This window comes from Methylobacterium aerolatum (genome assembly GCF_022179085.1).
Lineage (GTDB): Bacteria > Pseudomonadota > Alphaproteobacteria > Rhizobiales > Beijerinckiaceae > Methylobacterium > Methylobacterium aerolatum.
Map to the genome: position 1 here is coordinate 31527 of NZ_BPQE01000026.1, position 19362 is coordinate 50888.

At 66.6% G+C, this 19362-nt stretch carries 23 protein-coding genes and 1 tRNA gene; 21 read left to right on the forward strand and 3 right to left on the reverse strand.

Annotated elements, in window-relative coordinates; genetic code table 11:
• Positions 1-3: 3 nt before the first annotated feature.
• Together MFF06_RS17495 and MFF06_RS17500 are read right to left on the reverse strand one after the other, a co-directional pair.
• The gene (locus MFF06_RS17495; RefSeq protein WP_238206280.1) at positions 4-504 is read right to left on the reverse strand and encodes an MmcB family DNA repair protein; all 501 of its coding nucleotides are present in this window, start codon (positions 502-504) and stop codon (positions 4-6) included.
• A gap of 86 nt (positions 505-590) precedes the next feature.
• Complete coding sequence (locus tag MFF06_RS17500) at positions 591-1112, reverse strand: DedA family protein (RefSeq protein ID WP_238206281.1); 522 nt, start codon at positions 1110-1112, stop codon at positions 591-593.
• A 326-nt stretch (positions 1113-1438) separates the two neighbouring features.
• Between MFF06_RS17500 and pdxY the strand changes: the two genes are divergently transcribed.
• From pdxY to MFF06_RS17565, 13 genes are all read left to right on the forward strand, one after another.
• Entirely contained in the window at positions 1439-2287 is an 849-nt protein-coding gene (gene pdxY, locus MFF06_RS17505) for a pyridoxal kinase PdxY (RefSeq protein ID WP_238206282.1), read from the forward strand.
• 35 nt (positions 2288-2322) lie between these two features.
• Complete coding sequence (locus tag MFF06_RS17510) at positions 2323-3207, forward strand: PhzF family phenazine biosynthesis protein (protein ID WP_238206283.1); 885 nt, start codon at positions 2323-2325, stop codon at positions 3205-3207.
• Positions 3200-3898, forward strand: coding sequence for an NUDIX hydrolase (locus MFF06_RS17515; RefSeq protein WP_238206284.1), 699 nt, complete (start codon positions 3200-3202; stop codon positions 3896-3898). Before MFF06_RS17510 ends, MFF06_RS17515 begins: the two co-directional genes overlap by 8 nt.
• A 213-nt stretch (positions 3899-4111) precedes the next feature.
• Positions 4112-6379, forward strand: a complete 2268-nt coding sequence (gene glgX / locus MFF06_RS17520; protein WP_238206285.1) for a glycogen debranching protein GlgX — start codon at positions 4112-4114, stop codon at positions 6377-6379.
• A 162-nt stretch (positions 6380-6541) separates the two neighbouring features.
• A tRNA-Ser gene (locus MFF06_RS17525) sits at positions 6542-6631 on the forward strand.
• Between the two features lie 142 nt (positions 6632-6773).
• Complete coding sequence (locus MFF06_RS17530) at positions 6774-7958, forward strand: tyrosine-type recombinase/integrase (protein WP_238206286.1); 1185 nt, start codon at positions 6774-6776, stop codon at positions 7956-7958.
• Between the two features lie 12 nt (positions 7959-7970).
• Positions 7971-8570: a hypothetical protein gene (locus MFF06_RS17535; RefSeq protein WP_238206288.1), complete on the forward strand. Its 600-nt coding sequence runs from the start codon at positions 7971-7973 to the stop codon at positions 8568-8570.
• Positions 8571-8635: 65 nt separating this feature from the next.
• Positions 8636-8857, forward strand: coding sequence for a helix-turn-helix transcriptional regulator (locus tag MFF06_RS17540; RefSeq protein ID WP_238206290.1), 222 nt, complete (start codon positions 8636-8638; stop codon positions 8855-8857).
• Between the two features lie 207 nt (positions 8858-9064).
• A complete protein-coding gene (locus MFF06_RS17545; protein WP_238206292.1) occupies positions 9065-9484 on the forward strand; it encodes a hypothetical protein in 420 nt (139 codons plus the stop codon).
• Positions 9481-9834 carry a hypothetical protein gene (locus MFF06_RS17550; protein ID WP_238206294.1) on the forward strand — a complete coding sequence of 118 codons (354 nt, stop codon included), beginning with the start codon at positions 9481-9483 and terminating at the stop codon, positions 9832-9834. Before MFF06_RS17545 ends, MFF06_RS17550 begins: the two co-directional genes overlap by 4 nt.
• The gene (locus MFF06_RS17555) at positions 9831-10328 is read left to right on the forward strand and encodes a RuvC family protein (RefSeq protein WP_238206296.1); all 498 of its coding nucleotides are present in this window, start codon (positions 9831-9833) and stop codon (positions 10326-10328) included. Before MFF06_RS17550 ends, MFF06_RS17555 begins: the two co-directional genes overlap by 4 nt.
• A complete protein-coding gene (locus MFF06_RS17560) occupies positions 10325-10585 on the forward strand; it encodes a hypothetical protein (protein WP_238206298.1) in 261 nt (86 codons plus the stop codon). Before MFF06_RS17555 ends, MFF06_RS17560 begins: the two co-directional genes overlap by 4 nt.
• Positions 10585-11844: an AAA family ATPase gene (locus tag MFF06_RS17565; RefSeq protein ID WP_238206300.1), complete on the forward strand. Its 1260-nt coding sequence runs from the start codon at positions 10585-10587 to the stop codon at positions 11842-11844. Before MFF06_RS17560 ends, MFF06_RS17565 begins: the two co-directional genes overlap by 1 nt.
• Positions 11845-12366: 522 nt before the next feature.
• On the opposite strand, the gene MFF06_RS17570 is transcribed toward MFF06_RS17565, so the two are convergent.
• Positions 12367-12633, reverse strand: coding sequence for a hypothetical protein (locus MFF06_RS17570; RefSeq protein WP_238206302.1), 267 nt, complete (start codon positions 12631-12633; stop codon positions 12367-12369).
• Positions 12634-12959: 326 nt separating this feature from the next.
• Here MFF06_RS17570 and MFF06_RS17575 point away from each other — a divergent pair, with 326 nt between their 5' ends.
• The 8 genes from MFF06_RS17575 to MFF06_RS17610 all read left to right on the forward strand — a co-directional run bounded on the left by MFF06_RS17575 (position 12960) and on the right by MFF06_RS17610 (position 19222).
• Complete coding sequence (locus MFF06_RS17575; RefSeq protein ID WP_238206304.1) at positions 12960-13397, forward strand: hypothetical protein; 438 nt, start codon at positions 12960-12962, stop codon at positions 13395-13397.
• A complete protein-coding gene (locus MFF06_RS17580) occupies positions 13394-14890 on the forward strand; it encodes a hypothetical protein (protein WP_238206306.1) in 1497 nt (498 codons plus the stop codon). Before MFF06_RS17575 ends, MFF06_RS17580 begins: the two co-directional genes overlap by 4 nt.
• The gene (locus MFF06_RS17585; protein ID WP_238206308.1) at positions 14890-15159 is read left to right on the forward strand and encodes a hypothetical protein; all 270 of its coding nucleotides are present in this window, start codon (positions 14890-14892) and stop codon (positions 15157-15159) included. The genes MFF06_RS17580 and MFF06_RS17585 overlap by 1 nt, the downstream gene beginning before the upstream one ends.
• 25 nt (positions 15160-15184) lie before the next feature.
• A complete protein-coding gene (locus MFF06_RS17590) occupies positions 15185-15580 on the forward strand; it encodes a hypothetical protein (RefSeq protein WP_238206310.1) in 396 nt (131 codons plus the stop codon).
• Positions 15581-15583: 3 nt separating this feature from the next.
• The gene (locus MFF06_RS17595; protein ID WP_238206312.1) at positions 15584-16279 is read left to right on the forward strand and encodes a hypothetical protein; all 696 of its coding nucleotides are present in this window, start codon (positions 15584-15586) and stop codon (positions 16277-16279) included.
• Positions 16280-16496: 217 nt separating this feature from the next.
• Positions 16497-16829, forward strand: coding sequence for a hypothetical protein (locus MFF06_RS17600; RefSeq protein WP_238206314.1), 333 nt, complete (start codon positions 16497-16499; stop codon positions 16827-16829).
• A 29-nt stretch (positions 16830-16858) separates the two neighbouring features.
• Positions 16859-17344, forward strand: coding sequence for a hypothetical protein (locus MFF06_RS17605; RefSeq protein WP_238206316.1), 486 nt, complete (start codon positions 16859-16861; stop codon positions 17342-17344).
• 15 nt (positions 17345-17359) lie between these two features.
• A complete protein-coding gene (locus MFF06_RS17610) occupies positions 17360-19222 on the forward strand; it encodes a hypothetical protein (RefSeq protein WP_238206318.1) in 1863 nt (620 codons plus the stop codon).
• Positions 19223-19362: the final 140 nt, after the last annotated feature.

A 19362-nucleotide genomic window follows, 5' to 3' on the forward strand; every position in this document is an offset into this window, starting at 1 on the left:
GCCCTACAGGGCGCCCTCGCGGATTGCGCCGGGATCGGCCATCGCATGGAGCAGGCGGGCGGCGCTGTGCGCGAAGCGCAGCGTCACCGCTTTCCGGCGCGGGCCGCTGAGGGCGTGCTCCGGTGCCTCGCGCAGGATCGCCGCCCCGTAGGCGTCGGCGACGATGAGGCCGCATTCCTCGGGGATCAACGCCTCGGGCACATCCTCGGGGATCGCGAAGAAGAAACGGTCGCAGAAGTCCCGGTAATCGGGCCATTTCCGGTCGGCCCGGAAGTCGGCGACGCTCGACTTGATCTCTACGATGGTGAGGCGCCCCGCCCCGCACAGGGCGATGACGTCGGCCCGCCGCCCGTTGACCAGGGAAAATTCCGGCAGGGTGACGCAGCCCATCTCGGAAAACAGGCGCCGCACGCCCCGCTGGATGCGGAGCGCCGTCGGCGACTGGCGCCGGTCCGGCGGCAGGAGGGGCGAGACCTCGGGCGAGGGCAGGGCGGTGAGTGTCATGTCCGAATCGGTATCGTGCCGAATCGGGACATCCTGAAGGCGCGGGGCGGCGGCGTCACCTGCGGCGCGCCATCACGCGCCCGGCCCTACTTGCCGAACCACGTGAGAAGCCCCGCACCGGGCGCGAGGAGCACGAAGGCCCAGACGAAGGCCGAGGCGACGTTGGCGAGCTGGAACGGCAGCCGCGCCATGCCGAGCACGCCGGCGAGCAGCGGCACCAGCGCGCGCGCCGGGCCGAAGAACCGGCCGAGCGCCACCGCCGCCACGCCCCACCGATGGATGAAGCCCTCGGCCTTCGCGGTCATCTCGGGATAGCGATTCAGGGGCCACTTCGCCTTGGCGCCCGGCCCGAGCCAGTGCCCGAACTCGTAGGAGATCCAATCCCCCAGGATCGCCCCGACGGCCGCGCCGACCACCACCGGCCAGAACTCGACCCCCGCCCCGCCGACGAGTGCGCCGACGGCGAGGAGGATCACCGTGGCCGGCACGATGAGCGAGAGCACCGCGATCGATTCGCAGAAGGCCAGCGCCGCCGCGATCACCGGCGTCCACGCCCGGTGCGCCTGCACGAAGGCGAGGGTCGAATCCTTAAGCGCGTCGATATCCATGGGGCCGGCATGATCTCCTTGGGCCGATCCCATCTGATGCGCGCACAGCATGCCGACAAGGGACGGGCTTCGCGGGATGCATACCGAGAGGAGTGGAAGGCACGCCGTGACGGCTCCTCCACCGACACCGTCGAGGCGAGCGCCAGCGAAGCAATCCAGGGATCCATCACGTCCGGACATGCTCCGCCGCACTGGATCTCTTCGCTGGCGCGCCCGATCGAGGCGTATACGGAGCGGGAGGCCGGCCCTCCTCGACAAGAATCCGCAGGTGGTCCAGGACCTCCTCGGCAGGCTGCCGTGAGTCCCGGCCCGCCGGAGTCGTCCGCGTGAACGTCCTCTCCATCCAGTCCCACGTCGCCTACGGCCATGTCGGCAACGCCTCGGCGGTGTTCCCGATGCAGCGTCTCGGGGTGGAGGTCTGGCCGGTCCACACGGTGCAGTTCTCCAACCACACCGGCTACGGCGCGTGGCGGGGAGAGGTCTTCGCGGCGCAGACGATCCGCGACGTCGTGCAGGGCGTGGCGGAGCGCGGGGCGCTGGCCCGGTGCGACGCGGTGCTCTCCGGCTACATGGGCTCGGCCCCGATCGGCGAGGCGATCCTGGAGGCCGTGGCCGCCGTGCGCGCCGAGAATCCCCGGGCGCTCTACTGCTGCGATCCGGTGATCGGCGACACGGAGGAGGGGGTCTATGTCCGCCCCGGCATCACCGAGTTCATGCGGGAGCGGGCGGTGCCGGCGGCCGACATCGTCACCCCCAACCAGTTCGAGCTGAACCTCCTCACCGGCCTGCCGAGCGCCACGCTCGCCGAGGCCCGGGCCGCCGTCGCCGCCCTGCAGGCGCGGGGGCCGCGGGTGGTGCTCGTGACCTCGGCGGCCACCGCCGAGACCCCGACCGACCGGATCGACCTCCTGGCCGGGGAGGGCGGGGCGCTCTACCGGGTGCGCACCCCGCGCCTCGACCTCGCGATCAACGGGGCGGGGGATTGCATCGCCGCCCTGTTCCTCGTCCACTATGCCCGCGAAGGCGCCGTCGCCACGGCCCTGGAGAAGGCGGCCGCTTCGGTCTACGGCCTCCTGCGGCGCACCGCCGGGGCGGGCTCGCGGGAGATCCTGACCGTGGCCGCCCAGGACGAGTTCGTCGCTCCCTCCGAAACCTTCCCGGCCGAGGCGGTCTGACCCCGCGTCCGTCCCGACAAGCCCGAGGTTCCGCCATGACGCGCCGCTTCGCCACCCTCGACGTGTTCACCACGCACCGGCTCGCGGGCAATCCGCTGGCCGTGGTGCTCGATTCGCAGGGCCTCGACGGCGCGGCGATGCAGGCCATCGCCCGGGAGTTCAACCTGTCGGAGACGGTGTTCGTCCTGCCCCCGTCGGAGCCCCGCCACCGGGCGCGCCTGCGCATCTTCACCCCCGCCCGGGAGTTGCCCTTCGCCGGCCACCCCACCGTGGGCACCGCCGTGTTCCTGGCGATGCAGGACCCGCCCGTCGCCGACGCCCGCGCCTTCGGGCTGGAGGAGGAGATCGGGATCGTTCCCTGCATCGTCGAGACCCTGGCCGACGGCTCGGGCGGCCGGGCGCGCTTCCGCCTGCCGACGATGCCCGAGGAGCTCGGGCCGGGACCGGAGCCGGAGGCGCTGGCGGCGCGCCTCGGCCTCGCACCCGGCGAGATCGGCTTCGGCGCGCACCGGCCGAGCCGGTTCGGGACCGGCCCCCGCTTCACCTGCGTGCCGGTGGCGTCTGTGGAGCGCCTCGACGGCATCCGCCCGGCGGCGGCCCCGGAGGAGGGCGACGGGCTCTATCTCTACGCCCCCGATCCGGACTCCACGGGCCTCGCCTTCCGCACCCGGATGTTCGCGCCGCAGATGGGCATCGCGGAGGACCCCGCCACGGGCGCGGCGGCGGCGGCCTTCGCCGGGGTGCTGAGGCGGTTCGAGGCCCTGGGCGAGGGCAGCCACGACGTCGCCATCCTGCAGGGGCAGGCGATGGGCCGCCCGAGCCGGATCGACCTGCAGGTCACGGTGCTGGCCGGCGCCCTGCACGGCGTCGAGATCGGCGGCGCGGCGGTGCTGATCTCCGAGGGAGTCCTGCGTGTCTGACGGCTTCCGCACGATCCACCTCAGGGGCATCGAGGCACGGCTCGTCCCCTACGACTGGCCCTGGGCGCGGGACAACGCCGCGGCCATTGCGGCGAACTGGGAGCGGCGCCGGGCGGCGCGGCCGGCGATGTTCGACGGGATCGTCCTCCTGGCCTGCGCCTGCGTGGTGACGAACGGGCACTGCCGGATCGACCTGTTCGAGACGTCCTATTCCCGGTTCATCGCCTACCGCGACGGCGGAGTCTTCGATGACGCCGTCGCCAACGCCTTCGCGGCCATCGTGCCCTGGAGCGCGGACGGGGCGGTGCTGATCGGCGAGATGGCCGCCCACACCGCCAATGCGGGCCAGCTCTACTTCCCCTGCGGCACCCCCGACCGGGACGACGTGCGCGGCACCGGGGTCGACCTCGCCGGCAGCGCCACCCGCGAGTTCACCGAGGAGACCGGCCTCGCCCTCCCCGAGGGCGCGGCACAGGACTGGATCCTCCTCGAAGGGGAGGGGCAGCTCGCCTTCCTGCGCCCGGTCCGCTTCCCCGGGACCGCCGACGCGCTGCTGGCGCAAGCCGAGGCCCACCGCCGGGCCGAGGCGGAGCCGGAGCTCGCGGGCCTCCACGCCCTGCGCGGGCCCGCCGACGGCGATCCGCAGCGGATGCCGGGCTTCGTGCGCGCCTACCTCGCCGGGGCGTTCTGAAGCCGTGAACGGGGTGTCCGGAGGGCAAGCCCTCTGGCCGGTGCAGGGCGGCGCCCCGCCAGGGCCCAGGGGCTTTGCCCCTGGACCGCACCGAGGGACTCGTCTGGAATCCCAGAGCTCAATTTTTCCCGCACTGCGGGGAGCTTCGCCGTGTCCGGCACGTTCCCGAACTGCCCCCGTCGCGGCGCCGACGGGCGGAGCACCGGAGACCCCATGTCCGATTCCCCCCGTTCGACGTTCCAGGCCCGCGCGGCCCGCTCGCGCATCCTGGAGGGTCAGCCCTATCCGCTCGGCGCCACCTGGGACGGGCTGGGGGTGAACTTCGCCCTGTTCTCGGCCCACGCCACCAAGGTCGAACTGTGCCTGTTCGACGACCAGGGCGAGCGGGAGATCGAGCGGATCGAACTGCCCGAGTACACGGACGAGATCTGGCACGGCTACCTGCCGGATGCCCGGCCGGGCACGATCTACGGCTACCGCGTCCACGGCCCCTACGAGCCGAAGGCGGGCCACCGGTTCAACCCGAACAAGCTCCTCATCGACCCCTACGCCAAGGGCCTGATCGGCTCCATCACCTGGAATCCGGCCCTGTTCGGCTACCAGATGGAGTCGGGCGACGACCTCACCTTCGACGAGCGCGATTCCGCCCCCTACACCCGCCGCTCGCGGGTGATCGACCCCGCCTTCACCTGGGGCCGCCAGCGCAAGCCGCACGTGCCGTGGGAGCGCACGATCATCTACGAGGCCCATGTGAAGGGCCTCACCAAGCTGCATCCCAGGGTGCCCGAGAAGCTGCGCGGCACCTATGCCGGCCTCGGCACGCCGGAGGTGCTCGACTACATCAAGAGCCTCGGCGTCACCTCGGTGGAACTGCTGCCGGTCCACTCCTTCGTCCAGGACGACTACCTGGAGCAGAAGGACCTCGTGAACTACTGGGGCTACAACACCATCTCGTTCTTCACCCCCGCGCGGCGCTACGCGGCGGTGCCGGATTTCGCCTTCTCCGAGTTCAAGGAGATGGTCTCCCGGCTGCACGGGGCCGGGCTCGAGGTGATCCTCGACGTGGTCTACAACCACACGGCCGAGGGCAACGAGAAGGGGCCGACCCTCTCGTTCAAGGGCATCGACAACGCCTCGTACTACCGGCTGCTGCCGAACGAGAAGCGCTACTACATCAACGACACGGGCACCGGGAACACCTTCAACCTGTCGCATCCGCGGGTGCTGCAGCTCGTGACCGATTCCCTGCGCTACTGGGCCACCGAGATGCAGGTCGACGGGTTCCGCTTCGACCTCGCCACCATCCTCGGCCGGGAGCCCTACGGGTTCGACGAGGGCGGCGGCTTCCTCGACACCTGCCGCCAGGATCCGGTGCTGAACTCGGTGAAGCTCATCGCCGAGCCGTGGGATTGCGGCCCCGGCGGCTATCAGGTCGGCGGCTTCCCGCCCGGCTGGGCCGAGTGGAACGACCGGTTCCGCGACGACGTGCGCGCCTACTGGAAGGGCGACGGCGGGCTGCTGCCCGACCTCGCGGCCCGGGTCAGCGGTTCGGCCGACAAGTTCAACAAGCGCGGGCGCAAGCCCTGGGCGAGCGTGAACTTCCTCACCGCCCATGACGGCTTCACCCTGCACGACACCGTCGCCTACAACGACAAGCACAATGAGGCGAACGGCGAGGGCAACCGCGACGGGCACTCGCACAACCTCTCGTACAATTACGGGGTCGAGGGGCCGACGGACGACGCCGGCATCCGCGCGGTGCGGATGCGCCAGATGCGCAACATGCTGGCCACGCTGTTCCTCTCGCGGGGCACGCCGATGCTGCTCGCGGGCGACGAGTTCGCCCGCACCCAGGAGGGCAACAACAATGCCTATTGCCAGGACAACGCGATCTCCTGGCTCGATTGGGGCGCCATCGCGGAGGAGGAGCGCGACCTCGCCGAGTTCGCCCAGCGCCTGATCATCCTGCGCAACGCCCTGCCGATCCTGAACCGCGGGCGTTTCCTCACGGGACAGTACGACGAGGAGTTCGGCGTCAAGGACGTGGAATGGCTCCGCCCGGACGGGGGCGAGATGGCGCCGGAGAACTGGAGCGACGGCGAGGCCCGCAGCTTCGCCGTCCGCCTCGACGGCCGCGCCCAGGCGACGGGCCTCCACCGGCGGGGCGGCGACGCGACGCTGCTCCTCCTGTTCAACGCCTACCACGACCTCGTGACCTTCACGCTGCCGGAGACGGTAGGCGGGCAGGCCTGGACGCGCCTCCTCGACACCAACCTGCCCGACAGCCAGGACGTGGAGAGCTTCGGCTTCGGCCAGCCCTACGAGGTGACCGGCCGCTCGCTCCTGATGTTCGTCCTCAAGCCGGAGGACACGCCGGGCGACGCCGCCACGGAGATGGAGCGCTCCTACCAGCACGTCATGCAGGCCTTCGAGCGGGCGAACGTGGAACGCGTCCGCTTCCACCTCGACGACGAGGCCTGAGGCGAGGGCGTGGCCGGCGGAGAACCCCGCCGGCCACGCCCGGAGCGGTTCCGGCATTTCCTCGCCGGTTAAGCCTTGCGCGATGCCCCCGCGCCGGGATACAGCACCCCCCTCACGCGAGACCCCGGCGCCCGGCCCCGTTCCGGCAGGGGTCTCCCGTGCGGAGGGGTGGCCGAGTGGTTGAAGGCGCACGCCTGGAAAGTGTGTATACGGGAAACCGTATCGCGGGTTCGAATCCCGCTCCCTCCGCCAGATAACCGTTCGCCACCATTCGCAGCGGTTCGCTAAACCACTCAAATCGCTAGATAATCATCAGCTTTCTGTTCGCAGCCGGTCGCTGGCGTTCGCCCAAATTCGCGATTACCATGTGGGTACTCGCGTGGGTGATACTGAAATGGTTGGGAAGCTCACTGCCCTTGGGGTTGCGAAGCTCAAGACCCCCGGCATGTATGGGGACGGCGGCAACCTTTGGCTTCAGGTGACCGGCAACGGCGCCAAAAGCTGGATTTTCCGCTTCACCCTGCGCGGCAAGTCGCGGGAGATGGGCCTGGGATCGGCGGCCACCTTCTCGTTGGCCGAGGCACGCGACAAGGCGACCACCTACCGGAAGCTTCTCTATGAGGGCATCGACCCGATTGAGATGCGACGCGGCCAGCGACAGGACGCCGCCATTGAGGCCGCCAAGGCCATAACCTTCAAAACTTGCGCCGAGCGGTACATCGAGTCGCACAAGGCAGGCTGGCGCAATGCGAAGCACGCGGCGCAGTGGACGGCGACCCTCGGCGCCTACGCCTATCCTGTGTTCGGGGAACTGCCCGTTCAGGCGGTCGATACCGGGCTGGTGATGCAGGCGTTGCAGCCGATCTGGACCACGAAGGCCGAGACGGCGACGCGGGTGCGCGGCCGGATCGAGTCGATCCTCGATTGGGCGACGACCCACAGCTACCGACGCGGCGAGAACCCCGCTCGTTGGAAAGGCCATCTCGCCAACCTGCTGCCGAAGCGGTCGCGGGTAGCCAAGGTCGAGCACCACGCCGCCCTCCCCTTCGCAGAAGTCCCTGCCTTCATGGCAAAGCTGGCCGCCCAAGAGGGCATTGCGGCAAAGCTGCTGGCCTTCACGATCCAGACGGCGGCACGCACAGGCGAGTCGCTTGGTGCCCGATGGGGCGAGATCGACCTTGAGGCCGGGATCTGGACCGTACCGGCAGAGCGAATGAAGGCCGCCGCCGAACACCGCGTGCCGCTGTCGTCGGCGGCGCTGGCTATCCTCGGGGAGATGAAGGGCCTGGACGCCACCTACGTCTTCCCCGGCGGCCGGCGCGGCAAGCCACTCAGCAATATGGCCATGCTCGTCCTGCTCCGGCGGATGGAGCGGGGCGATCTCACTGTTCACGGCTTCCGCAGCAGCTTCCGGGATTGGGCCTCGGAGACCACCGACTTCCCGTCAGAAGTGGTCGAGATGGCGTTGGCCCATACCGTAGAGTCGAAGGTCGAACGAGCCTACCGGCGCGGCGACCTATTCGAAAAGCGGCGTGAGCTGATGAGCGCTTGGGCAGCTTATGTCGGCCGGCAAGCTTAGGAGCATCCGGCCATGGACTATGGGTACGACCTAGCTGCGCTGGTCAATAGTGGCTTAAAGGATGAGAGAGACGCGCAACGACGCATAATCAAGAGGCTAAAGGCGATAGCTAAGACTATTGAGCGGTCTGAGAAAATCGACATCTCCGCAAAGATGCAGATTGCGATCAGCGTGAAAGATGCCCGCAGAACCATTGATCAAATGATGCACATGATAGATCTGGCTGCTGAGCAAGGCACCCCAAAGTGGGTCTTCAAATTTAGGCTTATGCGCCTCGTAGATACGATGCTCGAAGTTGGCAGCCACAATGGTGCGGGCTACGCTGGTTTAATAAGCTCTGAGAACGCAAATACTAAAAAATCCAAATCAGCTTCAGATAAAAATGCTGCTCTACGACAGCACATCATCGCTGAGGCTGCCGATCTCGGCCAACCTCTTCGCAACTCAAAGCAGCTGGCACAAGACTTAGAGGCTGGAGTTTGTAGGCGTGCCAACAAATCGAGGCGGGACCGCGGCTATGGCTGGAGAACAATCCAGAGGCAGATTGCGGAAATCCTCGACGCCGATAGTGCCATCTCTGGGAATGGCACTCCGGGGCCATTGAGCACGTAGGCGGGCGGCGCCAGTATCCACCTGTACCCGCCCGAACGCGGCGCGGGCAAAAATTAGGTGCAGCCATGAACTACACGGTTCAGGGCGGCGTGGAGACCCCGCGCACGCCAGTGGAGAAGCTTGCCTATACGATCCCCGAAACCTGCTACGCGACAGGTCTCGGCCGGACGACAGTCTACGATCTAATCGCGAAGGACAAACTTCGCGCGATCAAGGCTGGCGCGCGGACGCTGATCCTTGCTGACAGCATTCGCGGCTACCTCAACTCGCTGACTGAGGCCGCGTAGACGAATGGCATCCAGAAAAGGTGAAGCCCGCACGGCGGTGGCACGCCAGCGGGCTTCGGAATTGTCGTATCGCATCGACCCTTCCGATATAGCGCCTCACTCCCTCGCCGTCCATAGATTTACTAGCCGCTTCGGCGTCGCCCCTGCGACGGCGGCGCTTTTGGCCGAGCTTGTCTATCCCGTCCTCGACTCATGGAGGGCGCAGCGATGAGCGCAATCCTCGTCCCATCCTACACGGGCACCCTCAACAACAAGCCGTTGCGGTTCTTCATGGCGCCTTTGCCGGGCCCTCACCTGCCCTGGCACGCGCCCGAAGACCTTCAGCATTGTCTTGATCTGCCGCGCGACCTTCGCCGCGACTTCCAGCGCAAGCTTCGTTCCTCGGAATGGAAGGACGACATCCGCACGGTCGCAACGTCAGACGGCATCGTGACGATTGCCCCGCACTTCATGGCGCAGGGTCTTATCGGAGCGATGCAAGACGTTGGTCGAGCGGATGCGAAGACTGAGGTTCGCTACGCTTCCGAGTGCAAGAAGGCTTGGGATCTGATCTACCCAGGTCGGGACTTTAGCGAGGCTATCAGCCTGCTCATTGCGGCCTTTCACAACCAGGGAGGTCATGCATGAGCACCGATAACGTTCAGCGCATCGCCGACCACTTCACACAACGCCTTGAAGGTCTCGACTACGTGCCAGACGGATTTGGCATGCTCATCGAGCTGATCACCGCGCTCGCCCGCGACAACGCCGAAACCGTGTTCTTCAAGGTCCAGACCGAACCGGGCTGGTCCCTGGAGGAGGCACAGGCGCTCGCCGACAAAGCCATCTATGACCACGTACTTGCCATCGCAGACACGGTTCACGTGAACGGCGGCACGCTTGAGATGGCGCTGGATCTCGGGAAGGTCGCGGCGGAGACTTATGGCGCTCGGCTGGCCGAACTGACGACATCCTACAGGCAGGGAGGCCGGGCATGAGCAAGCCTCCCGAGATCTGCATCCTCGGCGTCGATTGCGGTCTGACTGGCGCCCTAGCTTGGTATTTTCCTTCGGCGCCGGATCGTGTTGCCGTCGAAGATGCCCCGACGGCGGGCGGCGAGATCGATACTGGCCTGCTGCGGCGCCGGATCGCTCAGATGGGGCCGACGCTGGCCATCGTTGAGCAGGTTCATGCGATGCCGAAGAACGGCTCCATCGCGTCGTTCAAGCTCGGCATGGCCTATGGGCAGACTCGCGCTGCCATTGAGGCAGCGGGCATTCCTACCCACCTCGTCTCGGCGCAGCTTTGGAAGCGTCACTTCCGATTGCCGGGCAAGACAGCTGGCGGTGAGGAGGCCGCGCGAGCACTGGCAATCCGGCTCTTTCCCGTCAGCGGCGAACGCTTTGAGCGCCGCAAGGACCACAACCGAGCCGACGCCGCCCTGCTCGCCCGCTACGGCGCCGACACCATCGCGAAGGGAGAGGCCGCATGAACGAACCTGCTCCCTACGGCACCGTTGAGAATGCCTGCGACTTCCTCGCTGAGATGGCCGGCGGCGTGATCGCGCACGCCACCGTCATGCGGCAGTACGCCGAGATCCGGTTTCTGCCGGGCCTCGACTACGCCACCCGCTGCACCGTCGCATACCTGAGGGCGATGCAAGCGGCAGGCGCGGAGGTCGAGCGGTCCCGTGCCGCCGCGATGCTCCGCACCCGCACCGAAGACATCGGACCAGGAAGGGGGGTCTGATGCAGCATTACGAACGCCTGGACACCCTTCCGCCGCTAGGCGGCGCCGACGACGGCCGATGGCCGGAGTACGGACAACAGGAGGGTGCGCCAGTGGCGCGCCCCATCCGCGCGCAACGGTTCGAGTGGATCGATCCGACCAAGCTTCCCCGCCGCGAGTGGGTGCTCGGGCGGCACATGATCCGCAAGTTCATCTCGACCACCGTCAGCCCCGGCGGCGTCGGCAAATCCTCCCTCAGCATCGCGGAGGCGCTGTCGCTCGTCACTGGCCGCAATCTGATCGGACACGAACCCCACGGCACCTATCGCGTCTGGCTGTGGAACGGGGAGGACCCGGAAGACGAGTTGCAGCGTCGGGTCATCGCCACGGCCATGCGCTACGGCATCACTGAGAAGGACATTGGCGGCCGGCTCTTCGTCAATTCGGGCCGCGACACCGAGATCGTCATCGCCCGACAGGAACGGACCGGCACAGTCGTCGCGGTGCCGGTGGTCGAGGCCATCCGCGCGACCATCATCGGCAACATGATCGACGTGGTGGTGATCGACCCGTTCGTGAGCTGCCACGCGGTCAACGAGAACGACAACGGCGCCATCAATGCCGTGGCGACCGCCTGGGCGCAGATCGCGGATAGCACCGGAGCCGCCATCGAACTTGTGCATCACTCCCGGAAGACCGGTGGCCAGGAGGTGACAGCCGAAGATGCGCGCGGTGCCGTCGCCCTTCTGTCCAAGGCCCGCGCCGCCCGCGTGCTCAATCCCATGACGAAGGAGGAAGCGGAGAGAGCCGGAGTGGAAATGCGCGGCACCTACTTCCGGGTGGATCGGGGCAAGGGCAACCTCGCGCCGCCGAGCAGCGACGCCTCCACTTGGTTTCACCTCACCTCCGTCGATCTCGGCAACCGAGGCCCCGGCAATCTCGACTTCGGCGATAGCGTCGGCGTCGTAGAGTCGTGGCAGTGGCCCGACGCCTTCGAGGGCATCGAAGTCCGCGATCTGGTGGCCGCGCAGACCGAAGTCATGGCCGGTGGCCCGTGGCGGCAAAGCCCGCAGTCGCCTCAATGGATCGGCTACCCAATCGCCAAGGCTCTTCGCCTCGATCCCGACAGCAAGACCGACCGGCAGCGCATCGGCCGACTGCTCAAGACGTGGATCGCCAACGGCATGTTCGTGACAGTTGAGGGCCAAGACGAGGGCCGAAAGGTCCGCACTTTCATCGAGGTTGGCACTCTCGCTTGCTCCACCTCGGATGGCACCTGAAATGGCCGGGATCTGCGCCACCACCACTTGCCACCCCTATAAGGGGGTGGCGCAAGTGGCGCAGTGGCGCAAAGATCCTTTCCGCTCCACTGCGCCACTTTGCGGCGCTCCACCTTTTCGAGGTGGCGCAGCACGTTCCTCAGGGGTCCTTGAGCCTCCGCACGTAGATGAACCCCGCAACGAGGGCGCTGACGACGAGGGCCAGAACCACAAGCTCACCGATCAGACCGTTGCCCATCGCAGCACCCCATCACCTTGAGACGCTGGCGATATAGGGGCTGTTGGGCGCCGCTCGCCCGCGCCAGTGGCCTGAATAAAACAGCCGACCGCCATCGTTGGCGCCGCCGCTGACCGACCCGCATCGTTCCGAAAACCGAATGGCGGATAGGTCGTCCGCTATCGAGGCCGAAAAGCACCGCAACGGCAATGCCTTGAGATTGCAGCCGTCACGCTACCCACGTTCTCGCCCACGATTGGGGGCGTTTCTGACCCGGTTGAGCCACGTATGGTAGAGCGAATGCTTCAGGGACCGCCCGACCTTAGCGGAACCACCGTCGTCGGGTCTGAGACGCCCTCATGCCCGGCGGCCTTGTCTGCCTCATGCTGGGCGAAGCTTAGGACACGCCGTTGGGCCTGTGCGTCACTGATGGCCGCCCAGGCTCTGAGTAGGGCTACGGCGCTTTCATCGGGAAGGACAGCGGCATCCTCAAAGAAGTGCTCGACCGGCACGCCGAGCGCCGAGGCGACGACATCGAGGACGGGGTTGTAGCGGTCGGGTAGCCTGGTCATGGCGCCCGCTACGCCCGAGGCGTGGCCACGGTTTCACGCTGGCGGTCAAAATGTCGTCTGCCAAGGACACGGCGAGAATGGTGTCCCCGTGTGACGCTTACTGCTTCGGCTTGGCGTCCAGCTTCAGCGACTAATCCGTCTGCGGCTCCACCCTACTCGCGTCAGGCTTCGCGGGCGTGTTGTCCTGTTCGGCATCGCCGCAGACGCAAGTCTCCGAGAGCCGCCTACCAAAGCTATGGAAAATATTATAGCTTGTGCTATATTAGTTACCGAAGCGTTCGAGTGCGTGCCGTTTTCGGCGGCTCAGCGCGGCAGGATGGCAGGCAATGGCCTACGGCGCACACACCACGACGACCGACCGGCCCGATGGGCGGCAGGGCTCGACGCTGGCCGTGCGCGGTTCCACTCGCTCCCCTCGGGTTCAGTCGGCCTTGAGCAATGGCACCCGGATGCATCTCGGCCGGGTGGATGGCCGATCCGCTGCCGGGCGACGCTTCAAGGATCTGGTTCGAACCTTGGAGGCGGAGCGGGGCGGCGCTGAAAGTCTCGACGTTGGCCGCAGACAGGCAATTCGGGCTTACGCGCAATTGGTGGTCGAACGCGAGCTTATGGAGGCTGAGCGGGCCGCAGGGCGCGCCATTGATCCTGAGACCTACGGCCAGTTGTGCGACCGGGCCGACCGCCAGCTTCGACGCATGGGGCCGGTGAAGGCCCCCGAGCGTCAGAGCGTCCGCGAGCGCTACGCCAAGGGTCGCCCGGCATGAACCCGGCCTGCCGCCCCCTCTGCACCATGCGCGAGGCCCTGGCCGATCCCGCGATCTTCGCGGAGATCCTGCCGGGCGAAACCTGGGCGCCGTGGCGAGCCATCCTGATCGCGTCCAGGGGCGAGGAGCTGACCGACGACGAGCGGGCGATCTTCACCGCGCTTACCGGCCGCGAGCGCGAGCCGGAGCATCCCGTTGACGAGCTTTGGGGCATCGTCGGCCGTCGCGGCGGCAAGTCCCGCGCTTTCTCCGTGCTTGGCGCCTACCTCGCCGGGCTGGTGGACTACAGCGCCATTCAGGGCATCGGAGAGCGGTTCAAGCTGCCGATCATGGCCGCGACCACGGTCCAGGCCGCCAAGATCTTCTCGTACATGCGCGGCGTGTTCGAGTACTCGGCCGAGATGCGGGACATGGTGGACGGCGAGCCGACCGCCGACACGATCCGGCTGCGCGCGGGCGTGGACATTGAGGTTCGGCCAGCGAACTACAAGACGATCCGGGGCGAGACGCTAATTGGGTGCCTCTGCGATGAGGTGGCGTTCTGGAGCCTTGAGAACAGCGCCAATCCCGACACGCTGATCCTCGACGCGGTGAGGCCGGGGATGGCGACGACGGGCGGCCCTCTCTGCGTCCTGTCGAGCCCCTACGCGCGCAAGGGTGAACTCTACCGGACCCATCAGCGGGACTTCGGGCCGAACGGCGACCCGGTGGTGCTGGTGCTCCGCGCCCCGTCGCAGACGATGAACCCGAGCCTCGACCCTGCGGTGGTGAAGCGGGCCTATACCCGCGATCCGGCGGCGGCGGCGGCGGAGTATGGCGCTGAGTTCCGGCGGGACGTGGAAGCCTTCATCACCTTGGAGGCGGTTCAGGCGTGCATGGACGCGGGGGTTCGCGAGCGGCCTCCGGTTGAAGGCACACGCTACGTCGCCTTCGTGGACCCGGCCGGTGGCGGCGCCGACAGCATGACGCTCGGCATTGCACACCGGGAGAAGGATCTGACCTTCCTCGACGCGATCCGCGAGGAGACAGTCGGGACATCGCCCGCGCTGGTGGTGGAGCGGTTTGCCGAGACGCTGAAAACCTATGGGATCCGGAAGGTCACGGGCGACAAGTACGCCGGCGAGTGGCCGCGCGAGCAGTTCGCCAAGCACGGCATCACCTACGAGATCTCGGACAAGAGCAAGACCGAGATTTACGCGGCATTCCTACCAATCCTGAATTCGCAGAGCGCCCGGCTGATCGAGGCGCCGAAACTTGAGGCGCAGATCGTCTCATTGGAGCGGCGCACCACGCGCGGGACGGGCCGGGACATCATCGACCATCCGCAGGTGAAGGGCGCGCACGACGACGTGGCGAACGCGGCGGCGGGCGCCGTGGTGCTCGTCGGCAGCGGCCCGAAACCTCTCATCATCACCGCTGAGGCCGCCGCATTCTTCAAAAGTCCCGGCCCTGGCCGCAACCGACACCGCTATCGCTACGGGAGCACGCTCTGATGGCCTATCGCGTCTGCCTCTACGATGTCGCCGCCCTCACGGCCGATGGCCGCCGTGGCCGTCGCGTCAACGCCGCTGCCTACACCGGCATCGCGGGCGACACGCGCTCATTCCTGATCGTCAGCCCCTCCGACCTGATGACTCCGGCCTGGGCGGCGGCGTCCCGCGTCACGGGCAACCCCGCCGACGGCGGCGTGATCGAACTCTACCCCATCACCGAGAAGCCGAGCGACGTGCCGGCGGTGAACTTTGTCCCGTGGACCAACTGAGCCGTTAAATCGAAGGAATAGATCGATGACCCCTGAGACCATGGAAAACCTCCTCGAATTCTGCATGGGCAAGATCCCTGACGAGGATCTGATGACCTTGGAGGAGATGCTGGCGAAACAGGTTCCGGCGAAAGAGATCGCTGCCGATGCTGCAATCAAGCGCCGGGCCAAACTGGCGATGGACTGCCAAGCGCGAGGCTACCGGGTTCAGCGAAAGCGCGCTGCGCAGGCTATCGTGGCGGATCGCGACATCATTCTCGGCCTGCACCCCGACATGTTCCGGCTGAGCGATCCGTCCGATATCGGCGCCGTCCCCACTGGATCGGTCAAGCCGCGCACCAAGCCCCATCGGATGACCGAGACTGAGGTCGCGGCGTCCGAGAAGGCATTCCCGAACATGTCCCGACTCAGGAAGCACTGAGCCGTGGCGAAGGCATCCCTCACCCTCATCCCCCCGGCCCGCACGCCCGAGCGGCAGAAGCTGGCCGACGCCATTCTTGAGCGCGACCGCCGGGCCGCACTCGTCCAGGCCAAGAGCGCCGAGAAGGCGGCTCACATGGACAAGTATCAGCCGCTTTGGTCGCGGCGGTTCGCTCTGGAAGACGATCTGAAGCATCAGCGCCGCGCCCCGACGAGTTACACCGAACGTCTGGACGCCCTCTTGAGCGGGGAGCAGCCGCCGGAGGCCACTCCCGTCGAGGCGATGGAGGCCGAGCTTGAGAAGGTGAACGCCGAGGTCGCCCGCCTGCGCGAGCAGGAGCGGGTGATCGAGAGCGACCTTCGGCTGCTGGAAAGCGCGCACAGCATGGCGGTCGGCTGGGTTGAGAATGCTGCGGGCGCCGTCATCATTGCCGAACCTGCCACAGCGGCAGTGGTCGCCGAGTACGCCAAGCTGAAGACGCGATTGCGAATGCTTGATCGCGCCATCGACGGCGCACTGACGGTCAGCTTCCTCAGCGGGGGCAATTCAATGATCGATCATCATGTTGTTCGGGGCCTTCCGACACTACCGCCTTGCCCTTGGCAGGCCGCGCGAGACCGTCTCGCCTCCGATCCCGATGCCCGCCTCCCCATGCCGGAGGACGTGTTCGCCGAGTCATCACCGCGCTCGGCCGCCTGACGCAGCGCGATCACCGGATTGCCTGACAGGGCGGGGTCCGGCCGCGAAGCTAGCGCGCGGGGCCTTCTCGGGCTTCACCCCGCGCGGCGCCAAGCTGGCAAGTGGCGCTCACCAAGTAACCGCCAGCAGACGACGAGGCTCCACTGCATGAGAGCCGGCGTCCTCCCGACAAAGCCCCCGGCGCCGACGTGCCGGGGGCATCCCGACGAGGGGCGCCATGAGCAACATTGTAGCATTGAAGACCGCCACCGTACCGGCTGGCAGCTTTCTGACTGTCAAAGAGTATGCGGCGCCCGGCGCTCTCCGCGTTGTGCTCGGCAAGATCGATTGGCCGTCGGCTCCGAGTGAATGGGTGATCGCGATCCGTGCGCCCGGTGCGCCGGATATGGGTATTGCAACTGGCCCTTGGCCGGAGGGCAACACCGAGCATGAGGCCAACGTCGCGTCTCTCTACATTCGGCTTGCGCAGGCGACTCTTGAGATCGCGAAGTCTCGGATCGCAGCACTTACCGGAGACACATCTTCCGACGCACCAGAAAGCGTCGCCTGATGGCTAAGCCGCGCCTGCCCAGGGAGTCCATGCAGAACGTTGATAAGGTTCGCAAGTTTGCGGTCCGCCAACGGCTGCTGATCGGCATCCCAGCGTCGAAGGTCGCTCGGACCGATAGCGCCATGAACAACGCGACGCTCGCCTACATCCATGAGTACGGCGCGCCCGAGGCCAACATCCCGGCCCGGCCCTTCCTGATGCCCGGCATGGAAGCGGCCGAGCCGATGATCGTGGACGAACTAGCGAAGGCCCTGGCCAAGGGCATCGCACTCGCGGCCGTCCAGGGGGACGTGTCGGCAGGCAAAGCCGCGCTCACCGATGGACTGAACCGCGCTGGCCTCAAGGCCGTGTCCATCATCCAGGGTCAGATCACGGCGGGGCTCTCACCCCCACTGGCCGACCGCACCGTCTACGCTCGGCTGCACCGCAGGAAGAACCGGCGCACCGGACCGGACCTGAAGCCACTCTTCGATACCGGGCAGCTTTTGCGCTCGATCACCTACGTCATTCGATAGCGCGAGGTCTCGCCCATGTCGCAAGAAGTGTTGAAGGAGTTTTTACTCTCCGTTGGGTTCAAGGTTGACGAGAGCAGCTACAAGAAAACCTCGACACTTATCACCAGTGTAGAGAAGCAACTGATCGCCAACGACAAGGCGGCCAAGGAGCGGGATGCCGCCGACAAGGCGCGTGTCGCGGGGCAGACGCTTCGGGCGGCGGAAGTGGCAGCCAACCTGCGCATGGTCGGCGTCGCCGTCGCGGGCTTCGCCACCCTAGCTGTCGGCGCCCTCGCAGCCGTCACCACCGCCGTCAAGAACGGCATCGGTGAGTTCGACCGGCTGGCCTACATCTCAGGCCGCACGGGCGCGTCCGTCAACAACATCAAGGCCATCGGCTACGCCTTCTCGCAGACGGGTTCGTCGGCCGAGGCGGCGGTCCAAGCGCTAGAGAACTTCGCCAAGGCTCGCCGCGCCAACCCCGGCGTAGATGGTATCATTCGCAGCTACGGTGTCAGCACCCAAGGCGACGGTTCCGAGGTCCTGTCGAACGCGCTAGACGCGATCACCAAGCGGCACCCGCAGTACACCTCTCAACGGGTTGCCGCTGAACTTGGCATGTCCCCTGATGATGTGGATCACTGGATCCGCTATCGGAAGGAGATCGCGCAGTTTGAAAAGCAGTACAAGGACCTCCGGCGCACATTCGGCGTCAACGGCGGGGAGATGGCGCGAGCCTCCACCGCGATCAGCCGCGCGCTCGGTGAGTGGAGCGGCGTTGTTGAGGTGCTGCGGGACAAGCTGGTGTCCCTGTTCCTGCCCGCCATTGAGTCCGTCACGACGGCGCTGTCTGGCCTACTGAAGCACCTCACAAGCGAAGAGAACGTCAGCGCCATCGTCGCCTACTTCGACAAGCCTCTGGCTGCGTTGAAGGAGTTGGTTCGCTGGATCGGCCTGCTTTACGATCAGTTCGTCAGGCTCTTCGAGTACGTCCGCAATAGCCCCATCGGGAAAATTATCGGGGCGATCAACCCCGGCTACTTCCGTGAGAAGCTGCTGGACGCCATCGTGCCAGGGGCGCAGGCGGCAACCAACGACGCGGGCGATACGTCTGGTTCAAAATCCGAACCGGGCGTCATTCAGCGCGGGTGGAACGCGGTGAAGCGCGGGCTAGGGTTCGGCTCTAAGGTAGACAAAACCGAGTACAAGTTTGACGGCAAGAACGCCGACGTGCTCCGGCAGGCAGCGAAGGAACTTGGGACGAGCCCTGAAGACCTCGCTACCGTTATCAGCTACGAGAGCAAGTTCCGGCCCAACGTATGGGGCGGCAAAGGCGGCAACTACATGGGCCTGATCCAGTTCGGGCCCAACGAACGTCGAGATCACGGCGCGAACGATAAGCAGACTTTTGCTGAGCAGATGCCCGCCGTGGTGCGCTTTCTGAAGTCACGCGGGTTTAAGCCCGGCATGGGCCTCAACCAACTCTATGCGACCATCAACGGCGGCAATCCCTATGCCTCGCAGAACAAGAACGACGGCAACGGCACCATCGGGCAGCATGTCGCTAGAATGCGGGCATCCGAGGCAGCGCGGGTTCGAGCGTTTCTCGGCGCGGGCGGTACCGCCGGGAATGCACCTGCCGCTGCAACCCCCAACATGCAGCCCTCATCGGGTGTGATGTCGCCGGGAACGTTCCGGGTGGATGATGCGCTGCGCTCTCAGCCGATGGGCTCAGTATCGAACAGCAACGACAACAGCCGCTCCGCTACGATGAACTCGAACGTCAACGTCACGGTGAACGGGGCCGCCGACCCGCAGGCAACCGGCGCGGCGGTGGCGCGATCCGTGGGCACGGTGAACGACATGAGCCTGCGCAACGTGCAAACGGCAATCCGCTAAGACGGTTGGTCAGTTTGAGCCACCCGCCATTTGCCCCTTCCCGAGTAACCACTAAGCGATCTCGCCTCGGGCCAACTATTGCAAGTTGCAATTTTATGGCGAGGATGTGTCTGAATTGATGATGGAGTCGGCGAATGCGA